At 68.3% G+C, this 17,807-nt stretch carries 15 protein-coding genes; 12 read left to right on the forward strand and 3 right to left on the reverse strand.

The window, feature by feature from the left end:
* Window positions 1–89 precede the first annotated feature (89 nt).
* The 11 genes from ON04_RS10270 to smc all read left to right on the forward strand — a co-directional run bounded on the left by ON04_RS10270 (window position 90) and on the right by smc (window position 12,719).
* Window positions 90–1,826: a DAK2 domain-containing protein gene (locus ON04_RS10270; protein ID WP_010541528.1), complete on the forward strand. Its 1,737-nt coding sequence runs from the start codon at window positions 90–92 to the stop codon at window positions 1,824–1,826.
* Complete coding sequence (gene recG / locus ON04_RS10275; RefSeq protein ID WP_050815320.1) at window positions 1,823–4,105, forward strand: ATP-dependent DNA helicase RecG; 2,283 nt, start codon at window positions 1,823–1,825, stop codon at window positions 4,103–4,105. The genes ON04_RS10270 and recG overlap by 4 nt, the downstream gene beginning before the upstream one ends.
* A 70-nt stretch (window positions 4,106–4,175) precedes the next feature.
* Window positions 4,176–4,757, forward strand: coding sequence for a 16S rRNA (guanine(966)-N(2))-methyltransferase RsmD (gene rsmD / locus ON04_RS10280; RefSeq protein WP_010541530.1), 582 nt, complete (start codon window positions 4,176–4,178; stop codon window positions 4,755–4,757).
* On the forward strand, window positions 4,754–5,227 hold the full coding sequence (gene coaD, locus ON04_RS10285; RefSeq protein WP_010541531.1) for a pantetheine-phosphate adenylyltransferase: 474 nt from the start codon (window positions 4,754–4,756) through the stop codon (window positions 5,225–5,227). Before rsmD ends, coaD begins: the two co-directional genes overlap by 4 nt.
* Window positions 5,228–5,374: 147 nt before the next feature.
* Window positions 5,375–6,157 carry a DivIVA domain-containing protein gene (locus ON04_RS10290; protein ID WP_029458203.1) on the forward strand — a complete coding sequence of 261 codons (783 nt, stop codon included), beginning with the start codon at window positions 5,375–5,377 and terminating at the stop codon, window positions 6,155–6,157.
* Window positions 6,158–6,180: 23 nt separating this feature from the next.
* A complete protein-coding gene (locus tag ON04_RS10295; protein WP_010541533.1) occupies window positions 6,181–6,762 on the forward strand; it encodes a YceD family protein in 582 nt (193 codons plus the stop codon).
* The gene (gene rnc / locus ON04_RS10300) at window positions 6,759–7,457 is read left to right on the forward strand and encodes a ribonuclease III (protein ID WP_010541534.1); all 699 of its coding nucleotides are present in this window, start codon (window positions 6,759–6,761) and stop codon (window positions 7,455–7,457) included. Before ON04_RS10295 ends, rnc begins: the two co-directional genes overlap by 4 nt.
* A gap of 1 nt (window position 7,458) precedes the next feature.
* Entirely contained in the window at window positions 7,459–8,382 is a 924-nt protein-coding gene (mutM, locus tag ON04_RS10305; RefSeq protein ID WP_010541535.1) for a bifunctional DNA-formamidopyrimidine glycosylase/DNA-(apurinic or apyrimidinic site) lyase, read from the forward strand.
* 5 nt (window positions 8,383–8,387) lie between these two features.
* Window positions 8,388–8,846 (forward strand): OsmC family protein, encoded by a 459-nt coding sequence (locus ON04_RS10310; protein ID WP_010541536.1) that lies wholly within the window; start codon window positions 8,388–8,390, stop codon window positions 8,844–8,846.
* On the forward strand, window positions 8,843–9,133 hold the full coding sequence (locus ON04_RS10315; protein WP_010541537.1) for an acylphosphatase: 291 nt from the start codon (window positions 8,843–8,845) through the stop codon (window positions 9,131–9,133). Before ON04_RS10310 ends, ON04_RS10315 begins: the two co-directional genes overlap by 4 nt.
* Window positions 9,134–9,149: 16 nt before the next feature.
* Window positions 9,150–12,719: a chromosome segregation protein SMC gene (smc, locus tag ON04_RS10320; protein ID WP_010541538.1), complete on the forward strand. Its 3,570-nt coding sequence runs from the start codon at window positions 9,150–9,152 to the stop codon at window positions 12,717–12,719.
* 16 nt (window positions 12,720–12,735) lie between these two features.
* Here the strand turns inward: smc and ON04_RS10325 are convergent, their stop codons facing one another.
* From ON04_RS10325 to ON04_RS10335, 3 genes are read right to left on the reverse strand one after another with little or no spacing between them, the layout of a single operon-like run.
* Window positions 12,736–13,479: a succinate dehydrogenase/fumarate reductase iron-sulfur subunit gene (locus tag ON04_RS10325; protein ID WP_010541539.1), complete on the reverse strand. Its 744-nt coding sequence runs from the start codon at window positions 13,477–13,479 to the stop codon at window positions 12,736–12,738.
* 19 nt (window positions 13,480–13,498) lie between these two features.
* Window positions 13,499–15,433: a fumarate reductase/succinate dehydrogenase flavoprotein subunit gene (locus tag ON04_RS10330; RefSeq protein WP_141564758.1), complete on the reverse strand. Its 1,935-nt coding sequence runs from the start codon at window positions 15,431–15,433 to the stop codon at window positions 13,499–13,501.
* A 38-nt stretch (window positions 15,434–15,471) separates the two neighbouring features.
* Window positions 15,472–16,107, reverse strand: coding sequence for a succinate dehydrogenase cytochrome b subunit (locus ON04_RS10335; protein WP_010541541.1), 636 nt, complete (start codon window positions 16,105–16,107; stop codon window positions 15,472–15,474).
* Between the two features lie 194 nt (window positions 16,108–16,301).
* Between ON04_RS10335 and ftsY the strand changes: the two genes are divergently transcribed.
* Window positions 16,302–17,714 carry a signal recognition particle-docking protein FtsY gene (ftsY, locus tag ON04_RS10340; RefSeq protein ID WP_010541542.1) on the forward strand — a complete coding sequence of 471 codons (1,413 nt, stop codon included), beginning with the start codon at window positions 16,302–16,304 and terminating at the stop codon, window positions 17,712–17,714.
* The last annotated feature ends 93 nt before the right edge of the window (window positions 17,715–17,807 follow it).

Below are 17,807 nucleotides of genomic sequence, written 5' to 3' on the forward strand. Positions count from 1 at the left end.
TCGACGGCTGTCGAGAGGTGAGGGTACTAGGCTGGGGCGCGTCCACGGTGTAGTCGGACCGCAGGGGTGCGTGTGGGGCAGGAGGGGTGATGACACAAGAGTCGACCCGTGTCGAGGACCGCCCGTCCACGCTCGACGCGCAGGGCGTGCTGACCTGGGCGCGCCGCTGCGTTGAGCAGTTGGCTGCGCGCCGTGAGGAGATCAACGCACTCAATGTTTTCCCGGTCCCCGACTCCGACACCGGAACGAACCTTCTCTACACGATGCGCGCGGCCGTCGACCGCGCCGAGGGCGAGCAGGCGTGGATCGCTGAGGGCGGGGGGAGCGCGGGAGCCCGTGAGATCGCCGTCGCTCTCGGTCACGGTGCGGTCCACGGGGCACGCGGTAACTCAGGGGTGATCCTGTCGCAGGTACTCAGGGCGGTCGGCGAGGCCGCGACTTTCACCGTGGTGGACGCCGCGACCTACCGGCGTGCGCTCCGCACCGGTGTCACCCTCGTTGACCACGCGCTCAGTGATCCCGTTGAAGGCACCATCATCAGCGTGCTCCGTGAAGCGGCGGCGGGAGCAGGCCGATCCTCCTCCTCATCGCTGGTGGAGGTCGCTCGCGCGGCGGCGGACGCGGGCGCGGCTGCGCTCGACCGCACCACCATGCAGTTGCCGGCACTGACCCGGGCCGGTGTCGTCGACGCCGGGGGGCGCGGCCTGCTGGTGTTGCTCGACACCATGGTCGAGGTGCTTGTCGGGGAGGCTCCCGAGCGGCCCGAGTACTTCATCCCCACGCAGCCCGTGGCCGAGGCGGGTACGCAGTGCGGCGGGATCGACGGCGGCCCACCGACTGACGATCCGGCTGGTACACGCTACGAGGTCATGTACTCGCTCACTCACTCCGATGATGCTCGCGCGGACGAGTTGCGGTCTGCCTTGCGGTCGCTGGGAGACAGCGTGGTCGTGGTGGGTGACGGTGGGACCGGGGACAACGCCCGGTGGGCGGTGCACGTCCACACTGATGACATCGGCGCCGCCATCGAGTCGGCGCTACCCCTCGGCCGGGTCACCGAGATCCGCGTGACGGACATGCTGGACCCCGTGGGGGACCACGCGCGTGACGCCCACCGTGAGGCCGGAAGTCCGCGGTCCGACGACGTAAAGGTCGCGCCTAAGCCCACCACGCCGGCACGACGCACTGTGGTCTCGATCGTCGGGCACGGGCCGTTGGCGGATCTGTTCTCCGAGGCGGGAGCCGAGACGGTCGACCCCGGGGAGAGCGGCGACGGCGTGATCGATGCGCTCTTGGCCGTGGAGGCCGATGAGCTCCTGGTCCTGCCCAACGGACAACTGTCCCGAGCACAGATCGGCGCCCTCGATGCGGCTCTGCGTGAGGTGGACGGACACGCGCTCATTCTGCCGACCGGTTCGGCCGTCCAGGGACTGGCGGCCCTGGCGGTTCACGACCCGACCACCACCCTCTCCCTGGACGGGTTCGGAATGGCTGACGCCGCGGCGGCGACACGTCATGCGCACTTGCTGAGAGCGGAACAGGACGCACTCACGCTGGTCGGGCGCTGTGCCCCGGGCGACTTGCTCGGAGTGATTGGCCACGATGTCGCCCTGATCGGCACTGACCTGGTGGACACCGTGTGCGACCTCGCGGACCGGATGCTGTCGGCGGGCGGTGAGTTGGTGACGGTCCTGTTCGGCGACGAGTACGACGAGGCCGCCACCGAGGCCGCGCTGTCCCGACTGCGGTCACGCCACCCGAACGTCGAGGTGGCCGGATATGCTGCCGGGCCGGGGCGGATCCTGGCGCACGTCGGGGTCGAATGACTTCTCTGGCAACCACAGATACCCCGCTGGCAGAAGTGCTGGATCCCGGACTCGCGAAGAAGATCACCACAGCATTCGGCCACCGTACGGTGGGCGACCTGCTGCACACTCTCCCTCGCCGCTATCGCCAGCAGGGGCACCGCTACGACAAGCAGGAACTGGTCGAGGGGGAGCGCATCACGGTTATCGGGACCGTTACCGCCGCGCAGTCACGCCCTTACACGACCAAGCAGGGTCGGCAGCAGCAGATGCTCAAGCTCACCGTGCAAGACGGTGACACCACGTTCAAGGCAGTCTTCTTCGCGGGTCAGAAGATCAAGTACATGCTCCCGGTGGGCACCCTGGCGATGTTCGACGGCACCGTATCCAGATTCCGCCAGTCGCTGGATCTCAAGCATCCGGAGTTCCTGGTGCTACGGGCGGTATCGGGGGGCGGCGGCGGACTCCAGGGGTCCGGGGACCTCGCGGCGTTGGCCAAGCTGGCGGCGGATATTGATGCGGAGGGCGGCCCCAGCCTGTTCGACCGGCCGCTACTTCCGGTGTACGCGGCCAAGGAGGGCGTCACGTCGTGGGACCTGCTCGGCGCGGTGGTCACGGTGATCCGCGCGCTGGTTCCCGTGGTGGATCCTCTCGACGACACAGTTCGATCGATCGCGGGGCTGATGGGGCTCGACGAAGCCCTTCGGAGCGCGCACCTGCCGAAAAACGAACTGGACAAAGACCGGGCGGGGCATCGCCTTCGCTTTGACGAGGCCCTCGCCCTGCAACTCCTGCTGGGCGCCCGCCGCAGGTTCGTGGCCCGCGATCCCGCCCCTGCGAGTCCGCTCCGGGACGACGGGATACGGGCCGCGATGGGGGCCAGGATGCCCTTCGAGCTGACCGACGGTCAGAAGACTGTCTTGGACGAGATCTCGACGGATCTGACGCGAGACGAGCCCATGAACCGCCTCCTGCAGGGCGAGGTGGGTTCCGGCAAAACCGTGGTGGCGTTGCTTGCGATGCTCCAGTTGATCGACGCCGGCAGGCAGTGCGTGATGCTGGCCCCCACCGAAGTGCTCGCCGCTCAGCATCACCGTTCGCTATCAGCGATGCTCGGTGATCTGGGCGCTCGGGGGACACTCGGTGCGGACGAGCAGGCGACGCGAGTGGTTCTGCTTACCGGCTCGATGTCCACTTCGCAGCGACGGGATGCGCTTCTCGATATCGTCACCGGCGAGGCGGGGATCGTCGTCGGCACCCACGCACTGATCCAAGACTCGGTGGAATTCTTCGACCTGGGGCTGGTGGTCGTCGACGAGCAGCACCGATTCGGTGTGCGGCAGCGTGACCGGCTGAGGTCGAAGGGGCGGGCCGGGTTGGTGCCGCACCTGTTGGTCATGACGGCGACCCCCATTCCCCGAACCATAGCCATGACGGTGTTCGGTGACCTGGAGGTATCCGAGCTGGGGGAGTTGCCGGGTGGCCGACGCCCGATCTCTACATCGGTAGTGCCGGCGCGAGACAAGCCGCGCTGGCTGGAGCGGACCTGGGAGCGGGTCCGCGAGGAGGTAGAGGCCGGACATCGGGCCTACGTGGTGTGCGCGCGCATCGACGCGGACGCCGACCCTTCTGACTCCGCTCGATCCGGCCGGGTCGGCGGGGTCGACGACAACGGCGGCGAACGCCAGCCGTTGGTCGCGGCGGTGGACCTTCACGAACAGCTTTCCCGGGGGGCGCTCAAGGGTCTAAGGATCGGGCTCATGCACGGGCGTCTTCCGCCAGACGAGAAGGACGCCACCATGGCTGCCTTCGCGGCGGGTGCACTCGACGTGCTCGTGTCCACGACCGTGATCGAGGTCGGGGTGGACGTGCCCGAGGCCACCGTCATGGTGGTGATGGACGCCGAACGCTTCGGGGTGAGTCAGCTCCACCAATTGCGTGGTCGCGTGGGCCGTGGTGGCTTACCGGGGCTGTGTCTACTGGTCACCAATTCCCGTCCCGGCGGCGCATCGATGGAACGGTTGGACGCCGTGGCCGCGACCACCGACGGCTTTCGGCTGGCGGAACTGGATCTCGTCCAGCGCAGGGAAGGCGATGTCTTGGGTGACGCGCAGTCCGGCGCACTCTCGCAGCTGCGACTGTTGTCGGTGGTGGATGACGGAGAGGTGATCGAGATCGCGCGACGTCACGCCGAGGAGATTCTTGACGATGATCCAGGACTGCTTCGGCACCCCGCGCTGGCCGAACGAGTGCGTCGACTGGCCGGCTCTGAAGAGGCTGAGTACCTCTTCAGGTACTGATCGCAGGCACACTGGTCACCCGAACTACGCGCCGATTGCGCAACCCACCACCTGAACGAGCAGGACAGACATGACCCGCATCATTTCCGGCCGCCTCCGGGGGCTGTCTATCGACGTCCCCCCGGCCGGGACCAGGCCCACCACCGACCGTGTCCGCGAGGCGTTGTTCAGTTCCATCGACAGCCGGGTGGACCTGAACGGAGCCGCCGTGCTCGACCTGTTCGCCGGTTCCGGTGCCCTCGGCCTCGAGGCAGTCTCACGAGGAGCCGACACGGCCTGGTTCGTGGAGGAGAACCCGCGTGCGGTGGCGTGCCTCAAGAAGAACACCGGAGGGTTGTCGTCGTCTTCTATCGTGGCCACGGTCAGGCGCGCGGCACTTCCTGGCGCCGTCGGCGGTCCGTGCCCCGTGGCCGGAGGATTCCATCTGATTCTGGCGGACCCTCCTTACAGTCGTTCCGGAACTCTGGATGAGCCGGTGCTGCGGGCGCTGCGAGCCGGTGGGTGGCTGGCGGAACACGCGTTGGTGGTGTGGGAGCGGTCCAAGCGCGACCCGGCGGTACAGTGGCCCGACGGTTACGAGGTCGAATTCGAGCGAACCTACGGCGAAACCACCGTCGAAATGGCGCGGTCTGTTGATACGGTCGCCCAATGACCACAGTCGTGTGCCCTGGCTCGTTCGACCCGGTGACTCTCGGACACCTCGACATCATCCGCCGTGCCGCGGACCTGTTCGACGAGGTGATCGTGTGTGTGGTGGCCAACCCGAACAAGCAGGGCACCTTCACGATCCACGAGCGCAAGGCGCTCATCGACGAAGTCAGCGCGGACATCCCGGGCGTCTGGGTGGACAGTTTCTATGGCCTGCTCGTGGATTACTGCCGCGACCAGGGTGCGACTGCCGTCATCAAAGGTCTGCGCGACTCGACTGATTACGACTACGAGCTGCCGATGGCACACATGAATCGTTCGATCGCCGAGATCGATACCGTGTTCCTGCCCACCAGGTCAGATCTTTCTTTCGTGTCCTCGTCGTTGTGCCGGGAGGTCACGCGACTAGGGGGCGACGTCTCGCACCTGCTGCCCGACGTCGTGGCCACGGCGCTGAAAGAACGTCTGACCTGATGCTGGGGCGGGCCGGCGGTGCGTCGTCCCGGGTCGCCACGTCCATAGTCTCCCGACCATCGGACACACCGACCACGCACCCGCGATAACCCGCGCGAACCGGGCACACTGGCGACACAGAAGTGACGATCCGGTGAAGGGACGAGCGTGTACCGAGTGTTCCAGGCCCTCGACGAGCTGAACGCGATGATCGAGGACGCCCGCAGTCTGCCCATGACCGCGAACTGTATGGTGCCCCGGCACGAGTCCCTCTTGCTGCTCGACGACATCCGTGACTCGTTCCCGGGTGAACTGGATGACGCGCAGGACGTGCTGGACCAACGAGATCGAGTGCTTGCGGAGGCCGACGCCACCGCACGCGAGACGGTGACCGCCGCCGACGAGGAGGCGGACCGCGTCCTGCGCGAGGCGCGCGAGGACGCCGACGCGATGCTCGCCGATGCCAAGGCGCGCGCGGACAGGATGGTCGCGGAGGCCACCACGCACGCCGACGGTCTGGTAGTCGACGCCCGGGCCGAGTCCTCCGAATTGCTCGAGCGATCCCGACGGGAGGCCGAGTCCACCACCACGCGTGCCCGGGCCGAGTCCGAGCGTCTCGTTGAGCAGGCGAACATCATCTACGACCGCACCATCACCGAGGCCCGTCAGGAGCAACAGCGCATGCTGTCGGAGTCCGAGGTCGTACGGATTGCCGACGAGGAGGCGGCCCGCGTCCGGGACGCAGCGCACGCAGAGAGCGATCGTCGTCGCGAGGAATGTGACGCCTACATCGACGACAAGATGGTCGGGTTCGAGGAGTTCCTCAGCGCCACCATCCGCACAGTCGCCCGGGGGCGCGAGGAACTGCACGGTGTCCCCCCCATGAGCCGGCGCGAGGTGCCCACACGTCGTGGTGCCGAACGTTACGGTGACGGGTCCGGGGACTACTGATCCCTACGGGTAGTCTGCTGGGCGTGTCCACCACCTCCCGCACCCCCCGCCACGGCCGCCCGGCCGCCGATTCACTCGTTCTCGACACCCGCGTCGTCGCCCGCACTCCCGGTGCCATGTCTTCGGTCCAGCGGCCCGCCGTGCTGCCTTCCGACATCGGGGTCGAACTCATCCGGATACCAGAGGGCTCGCAGGTCGACCTCGATCTCACGCTCACATTCGTCGATGAGGGCGTCCTGGTGACCGGGGCCGTCACCGGCCGCGCCGACATCGAGTGCGCACGTTGCCTGGCGGAGTTCTCCACCGACGTCTCCGTGGAGATCACCGAGATGTACGCGGCGGAGGGCACCGCTGCGGCAGACGGCGCCGAGAGGGACGAGGTCCGTCTGCTCGACGGAGACCTGCTCAACCTGGAGCCAGCGCTAGTCGACGCCTTCGGCCTCGAGTTCCCGATGTCGCCCACATGTACCGACTACGGGCATCCCCAGTGCCTCAACACCGATACACCCGCTCCCGACGGGGTCTCGGGCAGCTCCGAGGGGCGAATCGACCCCCGCTGGGCAGGCCTGGCTGAGAGGTTCGGAACAGAGGGAGACCGCGAGTGACGGGGTCGCGGTCGCCGCTGGACTCGGCCCTGGGAGTGGAACTTCCCATTGAACTCGCCACCCAGGCGTTGACCCACCGGTCGTACGCGTACGAGCACGGCGGCCTTCCCCACAACGAGCGCCTCGAGTTCCTCGGTGACGCTGTGCTGGAGCTCGTGGTGACTGAATATCTCTACAGCGCCTACCCGGACCGGCCCGAGGGAGACCTGGCAAAAATCCGTGCCAGCCTGGTGAACACCTATGTGCTGGCGGACATCGCCCGGGAGCTCGGCGACGACGGGCTGGGAGCGCACCTGCGCCTGGGGCGTGGTGAGGAACTGACCGGCGGCAACGACAAGCACTCGATCCTCGCTGACACCCTCGAGGCGGTCTTCGGTGCTGTCTACCTCACACACGGGCTCGAGACCGCGCGTCGGGTCATCGAGGCGATCATCGGCGAACGCCTGCAGCTCGTGCCCACCCTGGGTGCGGCGCTCGACTGGAAGACCAGCCTGCAGGAGAAGGCCGCGTCGATCGGCCGACCCAAGGCACGGTACGAGATCACCTCCACCGGACCCGATCACGACAAGACGTTCTCGGCGGTTGTCTTTGTTGGTGAGGACTCCCTGGGGCAGGGGACCGGCCGCACCAAGAAGGAAGCCGAGCAGAAGGCGGCCGAACAGGCCTGGGCGGTCCTGGACAAGGCCAAGCGCTGACATGCCGGAGCTCCCGGAGGTCGAGGTGGTGCGGCGCGGACTCGCCGACCACGTCGTGGCGCGGACGATCGTCGCGGCCTCCGTCACCGGGGCCCGGACCGCACGACGTCAACCGGGCGGAGCCCCGGAGATCGAGGCGCGCCTGACCGGACGAACCGTGAGTGGCGCTCACCGGCGGGGCAAGTACCTTTGGCTGACCCTCGACCACGAGGACACCGCCGGCGGAGACTGTCTACTGGTCCACCTGGGTATGAGCGGGCAGATGCTGGTCACCACCGCCGGGGAACCGACCGTCCGCCACCTCCACGCCCGAGCCGAATTGGATGACGGCACCGAACTCAGGTTCGTGGACCAACGCACGTTCGGCGGCTGGACCGTGGTCCCGTTGACCGAAGCCCTCGACGGCACCGGGGTCCTGCTCCCCGCACCCGCCGCCCACATCGCTGCAGACCCGTTCGAGGCCGGATTCGACGCTGCGGAGGTGGCCCGGACGATCCGCCGCAAAAACACCGAGATCAAGAGACTGCTACTGGACCAGACCGTTGTGTCCGGGATCGGCAACATCTACGCCGACGAGGCGCTGTGGCGCTCGGGGATTCATGGACGCCGTCGTTCGGGCGCACTCACCGTGCGGGCGGTGACCGACCTCCTGGAGCACGCCCGTGACGTGATGGCCGATGCACTTGCCGCCGGGGGCACCTCGTTTGACGCGCTGTACGTCAACGTCAACGGAGCCTCCGGCTACTTCGACCGCTCGCTCGACGCGTACGGACAAACGGGCCGCCCGTGCGGCCGGTGCGGTACGGAAATCGTGCGTGAGGACTTCATGAATCGCGGCTCCCACTATTGCCCGGTCTGTCAGCCCGCTCCCCGGCGCACCTCGGTACGTCGACCCGAGACGCAGCGAAGGCCGGTCGTACGATGAGCGGTATGACCGAGAACACCTCCCCAGATCCCGCATCAGCAACCGCCACCGAAATCCGGGTGGAGCGGACCGGCAGCCGTCGCTATGTCGGCGTGTCCACGCGGGGCGCCCGGGTCGAGATCGGATCCGCGCGCGTCGAGGGTGTGTTCACCCCGGGTGAACTGCTCAAAATCGCCCTCGGTGCCTGCACCCTGATGGCGTCGGACTTCACCGTGTCCCGTCGGCTCGGCGACGACTACGCCGCGACCGTCCACATCACCGGTGACGCCGACCGCGAGGTGGAGCGCTACCCGCACCTGCAGGAGACCTACGAGCTGGATCTGTCGGGGCTCGATCCCGCGATGGCGGAGCGACTGATCGACATGATTCGTCGCTCCGTGGACGCCGCGTGCACCGTCGGCCGCACCCTGCAGTCGGGTACGGAGATCGATCTGGACTTCGAGACCCGAACACAGCCGAAGTGACCGGTGACCCTACGGCCGATGTCCGGCTGGTCGCCTGGGTCCACGGGCGGGTGCAGGGCGTCGGATTCCGCTGGTGGACCCGCAGTCGTGCGCTCGAACTGGGTCTGGCCGGGTACGCGGCAAACAAACCGGACGGACGGGTGCATGTTGTGGCCGAGGGTCCGGAGGACGCCTGCCGGCAACTGGGCGCGCTCTTGCGTGGGGGAAACACTCCCGGGACCGTAGACGTCGTCGTCGACACCTATGAGCCGGCACGGGGCGGACTGACGGGATTCGTCGAACGCTGACCTAGGATCGACACCCATGTACCTCAAGTCGCTGACGCTCAAGGGCTTCAAGTCCTTCGCGGCGCCCACGACGCTGAGGTTCGAACCCGGGATCTGCTGCGTGGTGGGGCCCAATGGTTCCGGTAAGTCGAACGTCGTGGATGCGCTCACCTGGGTGATGGGTGAACACAGCGCCAAGACGCTCCGTGGCGGAAAGATGCAGGACGTGATCTTTGCCGGGACCGCCGGACGGCAGCCACTGGGTCGCGCAGAGGTCACGCTGACCCTGGACAACTCCGACGGGACCCTGCCGATCGACTACGCCGAGGTCTCTCTGACCCGCCGGATGTTCCGAGACGGGGCTGCGGAATACGAGATCAACGGCGATCGCGCCCGCCTGATGGACGTGCAGGAACTGCTGTCCGACTCGGGGATCGGACGCGAGATGCACGTGATCGTGGGCCAGGGGAAACTCGCCGAGATCCTGGAGTCGAGACCGGAGGAGCGTCGCGCGTTCATCGAGGAAGCCGCCGGCATCCTCAAACACCGGCGGCGTAAGGAAAAGGCGCAGCGCAAACTCGCCGGGATGCAGGGCAACCTCGACCGGCTCAGCGACCTGACCACCGAGCTGCGTCGCCAACTCAAGCCGCTGGGCAGGCAGGCGGAGGTAGCACGACGTGCGCAGACCATCCAGGCCGATCTGCGGGACGCCACCTTCCGACTGGCCGCCGACGATCTGGTGACCCGTCGGCGCGAACTGGCGGATGCCGAAAGCGTTCGGATCCGGCTGGCGGGGCAGGTCACCGAGGCCACGGCACGCCGGGATGAGCTGGCACGGGCGGTGGCCGAAACCCAGGCCCGGCTCGATGAGCTCACTCCCGAGGCGGACGCGGCGCAGCAACGCTGGTTCGCGCTCTCGACCCTCGCGGAGCGGGCGCGCGCAACGGCCCGGATCGCCGCGGACCGCTCGCGTTCACTCGCCGCCGAGGTGGCTGTCCATCACGGCACGGACCCCGACGAGCTCGATCGGCAGGCGGAGCGAGCAGCACAGCACGAGCAGCACCTCGCCGACGAGGTCGAGAAGGCCGCAGAGAGTGCGCTCCGGGCCACCACGGAGCTCAAGGCGAAGGAATCCGCGCTCGCCGCGCTCGAGGCCGAGCATCTCAAGGCCGTCCGAGCGATCGCGGACCGGCGTGAGGGCGTGGCGCGACTGGCGGGGAAAGTCGAGACGCTGGCGGCGCGCGTCGAGACGACGGAGACCGAGATCGCGCGACTGGATGCGGAGGCCAGGACAGTCGAGACCGCCGTCGCGGACGCTGAGGCGGAGTTCGACGCGGTGTACGCCCGGGTACCGGCGCACTCCGAGGGCGAGCGGACCCTCGACGAACACCTGAGCCGGGCCGAGCGGGCCCACCTCGCGGCCCGTGAGCGACTGACCGAACTCCGGGGGATCGAGCGGGAAGCGGATCAGCGAATCGCGCGCCTGGGTGCCCGGATCGAGACGCTCGAGCAGAACAAGGGCGCCGGAGACGGGGCCACGTGGCTACTGAAGCACCTGGGGGCGGAGGAAGTGGCGGGGACCGTCGGGGAGATGGTCGCAGTCGAGGAGGGATGGGAGCGCGCGGTGGGCGTGGCGCTCGGTCCGGCCGTGGATGCGGTGGTGGTGGACCCTGCCGTGGATCGTCGTGAGGTGATGGTGGCGCTCCGGGACGCGGACGGCGGGCGGGCGGGACTCGTCGGCCGCGGTGGGCCGGGTGGCGACTACCGACTGGAGGTTGACCTGGTCAGAGGCGCCCGTTGGGCGCTGGACGTGGTCGATGTGCCCGATGACCTGGTCTCCGCGGTGACCTCGCTGCTGGTGGACGTGGTGGTGGTGGACGATCTCGCCTCCGCACATTCGCAAGTCGAGGCTGATCGTCGGGTTCGGGCGGTGACCCGGGACGGGGAACTCGCCGGAGCCGGGTGGACTGTCGGAGGCTCGGCTGGCGGCCGCACAGGTCTGGAGATCCAGTCGGCGATCGACTCTGCGGTCGCGGAGAGGGAGAAGGTCCGCGCCGAGATCGAAAGGACACGCGCCGAGCTCGCCGGGGCCGAGGCCGAGGACACGGAGCGGGCCGACCGGTTCTCCGAGTCCATGGCCGCCATGTCCGAGTCCGATGCGGCGATCGAGGAGATCTACGCCGAGCTCGCCCGTATAGGTAAGCGTCGTCGCCGCGCGGAAGCCGAGGCGCGCAGGATCGAGCAGTCCCGGCGAATCGCCGTGGACAAGGTGAACGATGCGCGGGCCGAGCACGCCGAGCTCTCCGACCGTCTCGCCAGGGCGGGAGAGGACGACGACGACGACGAGATGCTGCCGGCGGACGGGGGGCGCGTCGCGGCACAGGCGGATGTCTCCACAGCCCGCGCCGCAGAGTTGGAGGCTCGACTCGCGCACCGTTCGGCCGAGGAACGCGCGACAGGCGTACGCGGAAAGGCGGCGTCGCTGCGTCGGGCCGCGCAGGCGGAGAGGGAATCCCGTGCCCGGGCAGCTCGTGCGGCGGCAACCCGCAGACGTGGAGCCGAGGTGGCGGGCGTGGTTGACGAACTCAGCGGTCGTCTGCTCGCGAGGCTCGATGAGCTCATCCGGATCGCAGGTGCCGAGAGGGACCGGCTCTCTGCCGCCCGCACCGAGGCCACGAGCCGGTTGGCGGCGATGCGCGCTGATCTGTCCGCGGCGGAGGCCGAGATGAGCAAGCTCGGAGACGCCGCGCACCGGGATGAGATCGTTCGCGCTCAGCTCGAGGTCAAGGTGTCGGAGTTGGAAAGCGCGGTGCTCGAACGGCACGGCATCGAACCCGGGGCGCTGGTGGCTGAGTACGGGCCGGACGTGGAGCTGCCGCCCTCTGCTCTCGAGGTGGAGGAGTACGAGGCGGCCCGCGAGCGGGGGGAGGACGTGATCCCGCCCCCGCCGATGCCATTTGTTCGCGCTGATCAACAGCGCCGCCTCAAGCGCGCAGAAAAGGACCTGGCCACACTGGGCAAGGTCAACCCGCTGGCTCTCGAGGAGTTTGCTGCTCTCGAGGAGCGCTATGCGTTCCTGTCCACCCAGCTCGACGACGTCAAGAAGGCCCGCGCCGACCTGGAGGGCGTGATCGACGACGTCGACGAGCGGATCGAGCAGATCTTCACCGAGGCGTGGGTGGACGTCGAACGCGAGTTCCGCGGTGTCTTCTCGGTGCTCTTCCCCGGTGGTGAGGGACGGCTTGTGCTGACCGATCCGTCCGACATGCTGGCGACCGGCATCGAGGTCGAGGCTCGCCCGCCGGGTAAGAAGGTCAAACGTTTGTCGCTGCTCTCGGGAGGGGAGAAGTCTCTGACAGCGGTGGCGATGCTCGTGGCGATCTTCAAGGCCCGGCCCAGCCCGTTCTATGTGATGGACGAGGTCGAGGCGGCTCTGGACGATACCAACCTGCGCCGCCTGATCGGATTGTTCGAAGAGCTTCGCGAAACGAGCCAGCTCATCGTGATCACCCACCAGAAGCCCACGATGGATGTAGCCGACGTGCTCTATGGCGTGTCGATGCAGGGCGACGGCATCTCCAAGGTCATCTCCCAGCGCATGCGCTGACCGCCCCGGCGCCGCTTCAGGAGCGCCGGAACACCGCCCGCAGCCGCTCCCGGTTCACCGCACCGATCGCACGTAGCGGGATCCCGGCTGGACACACCCGCGAGCACTCCCCGTACAGCGAGCACGGTCCGAACTCCTCGTCGGCGGCGCGGACCATGTCACGGGCCCGGGGGGCCCGGTCAAGTTGTGCGACCGGCATGAGGGCGAGGTGACCGAGTTTCGCCCCGACGAAGAGGTTGGCCGAGCCGTTGGGGCAAGCCGCGACACACGCTCCGCAGCCGATGCAGGCCGCGAGATCCAGGGCCGTCTCCGCCGAGTCGTGGCCCTGGAGAGTCGAGTCCGCGTCCGGCGCCGACCCCGCGGGGACCGATACGTAGGCTCCCGCGCCGAGTACATCGTCGAGAGCCGACCGGTCCACGACCAGATCGCGGATGACCGGGAAGGCCGCCGCACGCAACGGCTCGATCCGTATCGTGTCACCGTCGGCGAAGGACGCCAGCCGCTGGTGGCACGACGGGGTGTTCTCGGCCGGGCCGTGTGGGAGACCATCGACGGTGACCCCGCACGCACCGCAGATCCCTTCTCTACAGTCGGAGTCAAAAGCTACGGGTTCGATTCCCGCGTCGACCAGCCCGGCGTTGAGGACGTCGAGTAATTCGAGCACACTCATCTCAGGCCGCGCGTCGGCGACCTCGAACTTCTCGTAACGACCGGTCTCGTCTGGGCCGGACTGGCGCCAGACCCGCAATGTCAGTTTCACGGTGTCCGCATCCTCTGCCTCATCTGTAGTCCCTCGTCGTGGGGGAGATCGCCGAGAACTCCAGCGGTTCTGCGTGGCGGGTGAAAGTTCTGGGCCCGCCACGGTCGTCGCCGTCGGACGCCCATGCGGAGACGAAGCTCCAGCGTGCGTCGTCTCGTAGCGCCTCGCCGTCCGCGCTCATGTGCTCATCGCGGAAGTGGGCGCCGCAGGATTCATCGCGGTCCAGGGCGTCCACGCACATCAGTTCCGCCAGCTCGAGGAAGTCGGCCACCCGTCCTGCGTGCTCGAGGACCTGGTTGAACTGGCTGCCCGTGCCGGTGACGCGCAGGTCAGTCCAGAACCGGGCGCGCAGGTCCCGAACGCGATCGAGCGCCCCGGCGAGGGCTTCTGCCGTGCGCGTGACCCCGCATCCCGAGTAGAGGATCTCGCCGAGTTCGCGGTGGAAGTGCTCCGGCCCTGTGGATCCGCCCACGGCGAGCAGGTTTTGTACACGCTCGCGAGCGCGAGCCACGGCGGTGACGACCACCTCGTCGTCATCGTCGGGTAGTTCGTCCCCGAGCCGGGTGGCAAGGTGCGACGGAACCGAGTAGGGAAGTGTGAACCAGCCGTCGACACTAGCGCTGAGCAGGGAGTTGGCTCCGAGCCGGTTGGCGCCGTGGTAGCCCGAGCTGCACTCGCCGCCAACGAAGAGTCCGGGGATCGAGGTCTGCAGGTCATAGTCGTTCCACAGCCCGCCCATCGTGAAGTGGCAGGTCGGAGCGATCCTCATCGGCACGGTGTACGGGTCCTCGCCGGTGGCGTGCGAGTACATCTCGAACAAGTTGCCGTATCGCTCGGTGATTTTTCCCCGGCCGTCGCGGGCGAGCGCATCACGGAAGTCGAGGTACACCGAGTTACGGCGCGGGCCCACGCCGCGTCCGGCCCCGATCTCGGCGGTGATGGCCCGGGATGCCACGTCGCGGGGCACGAGGTTGCCGAACGCGGGGTAGCGGCGCTCGAGAAAGAAGTCCCGGTCGGAATCGGGAATGTCGGCGGGGGATCGGTGGTCACCGGCACCGCGTGGAACCCAGACGCGGCCGTCGTTGCGCAACGACTCGCTCATGAGGATCGTCTTGGCCTGCCAGTCGTTGTCTTTCGGCAGCGCGGTCGGATGAAACTGGACGAACGAGGGCGAGGCGAACAGCGCGCCCCGCTGGTGCGCGCGCCACACCGCGGACGCGTTGGAGTGGACCGCGAGAGTGGAGGCGTGGAAGACGGTGCCGTAGCCCCCGGTCGCGAGGACCACCGCGTGTGCGGTCTCGGCCCGGATGCGGCCGGACACCAGGTCGCGGACCACCACCCCGTGGCACCCCGACTCGTCGACGACGAGGTCGAGCATCTCGTGGCGGGTGTGCAGCGTTACGGTGCCCTCCCGGATCTGCCGCTGGAGCGCCTGGACGCCCGCGATCTGGAGTTGCTGGCCGGTCTGCCCGCGGGTGTAGTAAGTGCGCGAGACCTGCACGCCGCCGAATGACCGCGTGGACAGGACCCCGCCGTACTCCCGGGCGAAGGGGGCACCGATGGCGGAGAAGTGGTCGATCACCCGCGCCGACTCCTCTCCGAGCCGGAACGCCTCGGCCTCCCGTCCGCGGAAGTCCCCACCCGAGACCGTGTCGGCCACGAACCGGGAAACCGAGTCGCCGTCCACCCGCCGACCGCGCGCGGAGTTGATCCCGCCCTGCGCAGCCACGGAGTGCGCCCGGCGGGCCGCGTCGTGATAGGTGAACGCCGTGACCCGGTAGCCGAGTTCGCCGAGGGCGGCCGCGGCGCCGGCGCCGGCCAGGCCCGTGCCGACCACCACAACGTGAAGGTTGCGACGATTTGCCGGTGACACGAGCCGATACCCATCCCGCCGTCTCGCCCACGCGGTCGCGGGGTTGCCGTCCGGGATGCCCGGCGACAGGGTGTCTCCCATCCGGGCGCCGGGGACGGCGACGGGGGGCGGGGAGAAACTCACAGCAGCCACCCGGCCTGGACCGCAAGGGGGATCGCGGCGTTGCCGAGGAGAACAGCGACCGCCGCGACCCCACCCGCGACCCTGATCGTCCTGCGGCTCCTCACACCGGTGACCCCCAGGTCACCGGAAGCCGTGCGGACGCCGTGGGCGACGTGCACGGCCAACGCCACCATCGTGACGATGTAGAACGTCGCCACCCAGGGACGGGAGAAGCTGGCCACCAGGTTGGCGTACGCCGAGCCGGGCTCGAACGCCTCCGGGGCGACAGGGGCGGTGCCGATGGTCATGTCGAAGATGTGGAAGACGACGAAGAGCAGCAGGATCACCCCGGTCGTCAGCATCGAGCGCGCGCCGAACGAACTGGCCGTGAGGCCGCCGCGCCGACGGTGACGGCCGGCGGAGGCACGCGAGCGCCGCACCAGCAACAGTGAGCACCAGACGTGCGCGACGAGGCTCACAATGAGCACCACGCGCAGAGCCCACAGGATGCCCGCCGGCGGAACGAGTGGGTACAACAATGTCCGTAGCCACACGGCGTAGCCGTCGAAACCCGGCGCGCCGCCGAACACCTTCAGGTTGCCGATCATGTGGACGACGACGAATACGGTGAAGATCAGTCCCGTCACCGCCATGACGGTTTTGACGAGCCACGTGGGCGGAGTAGGTGCACGACGGACGGGTCGCTGATGCCCGGACGGTACCCCTGACGGGGCGGCTACCTCGACCACTGGAGTTCCTCCCGAGACGATGACGCGACCCAGTCTAGGCCTGCCACTGCCCCCCGGGACCGTGATGACGGCGGGCGGAGTCGGCCATACTGGGAAGCGTGACTACCACCACCTGGATCATCATCGCCGTCGCCGCGGTACTGCTGCTCGCCATCATCGCGCTCGTCGTGGGGCTGCAGCTGCGCAAGAAGCGGCAGATCACCTTGAGCAAGCCGGAGGAGAGAAAAGAGCTCACGCGCGAGGAGCGCTCCGGTAACTATCAGGCGGGGACGGGATTCTCCTTTACCGAGGCCGGTGGAGTGGGCACAGGGGTGCCGGTCAGGGAACCGCTGCCGCGAGAGGCGCCTCGGACAGAATCGCCGTCCACCCCGTCTGCGCCGTCGGTGCCCGCTGACGGGCCCGAGAGAAGCATCGTCACCCCCGAGCCGGATATCGAGCCGGGCCCCAGCGCGGAGACAGTGGTCGTGGAGCCCGCCCCGGTCGAGCCCGTCGTGGTGCCGCCCGAGGTTTCCACCGACGAAGTCCCCACGCCGACGGACGAGCCGATCACTGGAACCCCCGCCCCGGTGGCTCCGGTCGAGCAGATCGATCCTGCCGCTGGGCGGCTCGATCGTCTCCGCGGCCGCCTCTCACGGTCCCAGAACTCCGTCGGCCAGGGACTCCTAGGACTTCTCGGCGCCGGTGATCTGGATGAGGACGCATGGGAGGAGATCGAGGACACCCTGATCATGGCGGACATCGGCGCGGCCACGACCGAGCGTGTCGTCGCCCGTCTGCGTGAGGAGATTGCGACCCGTCAGATCCGCACCGAGGCCGAGGTGCGGGATCTGCTTCGGCAAACCCTCGTCGACAACCTCCACCCCGAGTACGACCGTTCGCTCCGCGCGCTACCGAACGCTGGTAAGCCCGCGGTACTCCTCGTCGTCGGCGTCAACGGCACCGGTAAGACCACCACTACCGGCAAACTCGCCCGCGTCCTCGTTGCGGACGGCCGCGCCATCCTTCTCGGTGCCGCCGACACGTTCCGCGCGGCCGCCGCGGATCAGCTCCAGACCTGGGGTGAGCGCGTCGGGGCCGAGATCGTCCGCGGCAAGGAGGGCGCAGATCCCGCGTCGGTCGCGTTCGACGCCGTGTCCCGCGGCGTCGAGACCGGAGTCGATGCGGTCCTGGTGGACACCGCCGGTCGCCTCCACACCAAGGCGGGGCTCATGGACGAGCTCGGCAAGGTCAAGCGGGTAGTGGAGAAGAAGACACCCGTCGACGAGGTACTGCTGGTCATCGACGCCACCACCGGTCAGAACGGCCTCATGCAGGCCCGGGTGTTCAAGGACGTCGTGGACATCACCGGAGTCGTGTTGACCAAGCTGGACGGCACAGCAAAGGGCGGCATTGTCTTCCAGGTGCAGCACGAACTCGGCGTCCCGGTGAAGCTCGTCGGACTCGGAGAGGGGGCTGACGACCTGGCTCCGTTCACGCCCGAGGCGTTCGTCGACGCCCTGCTCGGCACCTAGGACACATGATCGGAACGCCGGGTCACACCGCGTAACAGGTCCGAAACACCGGCGATCGTCCGGGGAAACATCGCCACGGAAATCTTGGGACTC

This window comes from Dietzia alimentaria 72, assembly GCF_000226215.1.
Taxonomy (GTDB): Bacteria; Actinomycetota; Actinomycetes; order Mycobacteriales; family Mycobacteriaceae; genus Dietzia; species Dietzia alimentaria.

Bases quoted from the DNA above. Each gene is read 5' to 3' on its own strand.
- ON04_RS10270 (WP_010541528.1), top strand. From the start codon at position 90: ATGACACAAGAGTCGACCCGTGTCGAGGACCGCCCGTCCACGCTCGAC.
- recG (WP_050815320.1), top strand. From the start codon at position 1,823: ATGACTTCTCTGGCAACCACAGATACCCCGCTGGCAGAAGTGCTGGAT.
- rsmD (WP_010541530.1), top strand. From the start codon at position 4,176: ATGACCCGCATCATTTCCGGCCGCCTCCGGGGGCTGTCTATCGACGTC.
- coaD (WP_010541531.1), top strand. From the start codon at position 4,754: ATGACCACAGTCGTGTGCCCTGGCTCGTTCGACCCGGTGACTCTCGGA.
- mutM (WP_010541535.1), top strand. From the start codon at position 7,459: ATGCCGGAGCTCCCGGAGGTCGAGGTGGTGCGGCGCGGACTCGCCGAC.
- ON04_RS10310 (WP_010541536.1), top strand. From the start codon at position 8,388: ATGACCGAGAACACCTCCCCAGATCCCGCATCAGCAACCGCCACCGAA.
- smc (WP_010541538.1), top strand. From the start codon at position 9,150: ATGTACCTCAAGTCGCTGACGCTCAAGGGCTTCAAGTCCTTCGCGGCG.
- ON04_RS10330 (WP_141564758.1), bottom strand. From the start codon at position 15,433: ATGGGAGACACCCTGTCGCCGGGCATCCCGGACGGCAACCCCGCGACC.
- ON04_RS10335 (WP_010541541.1), bottom strand. From the start codon at position 16,107: ATGGCGGTGACGGGACTGATCTTCACCGTATTCGTCGTCGTCCACATG.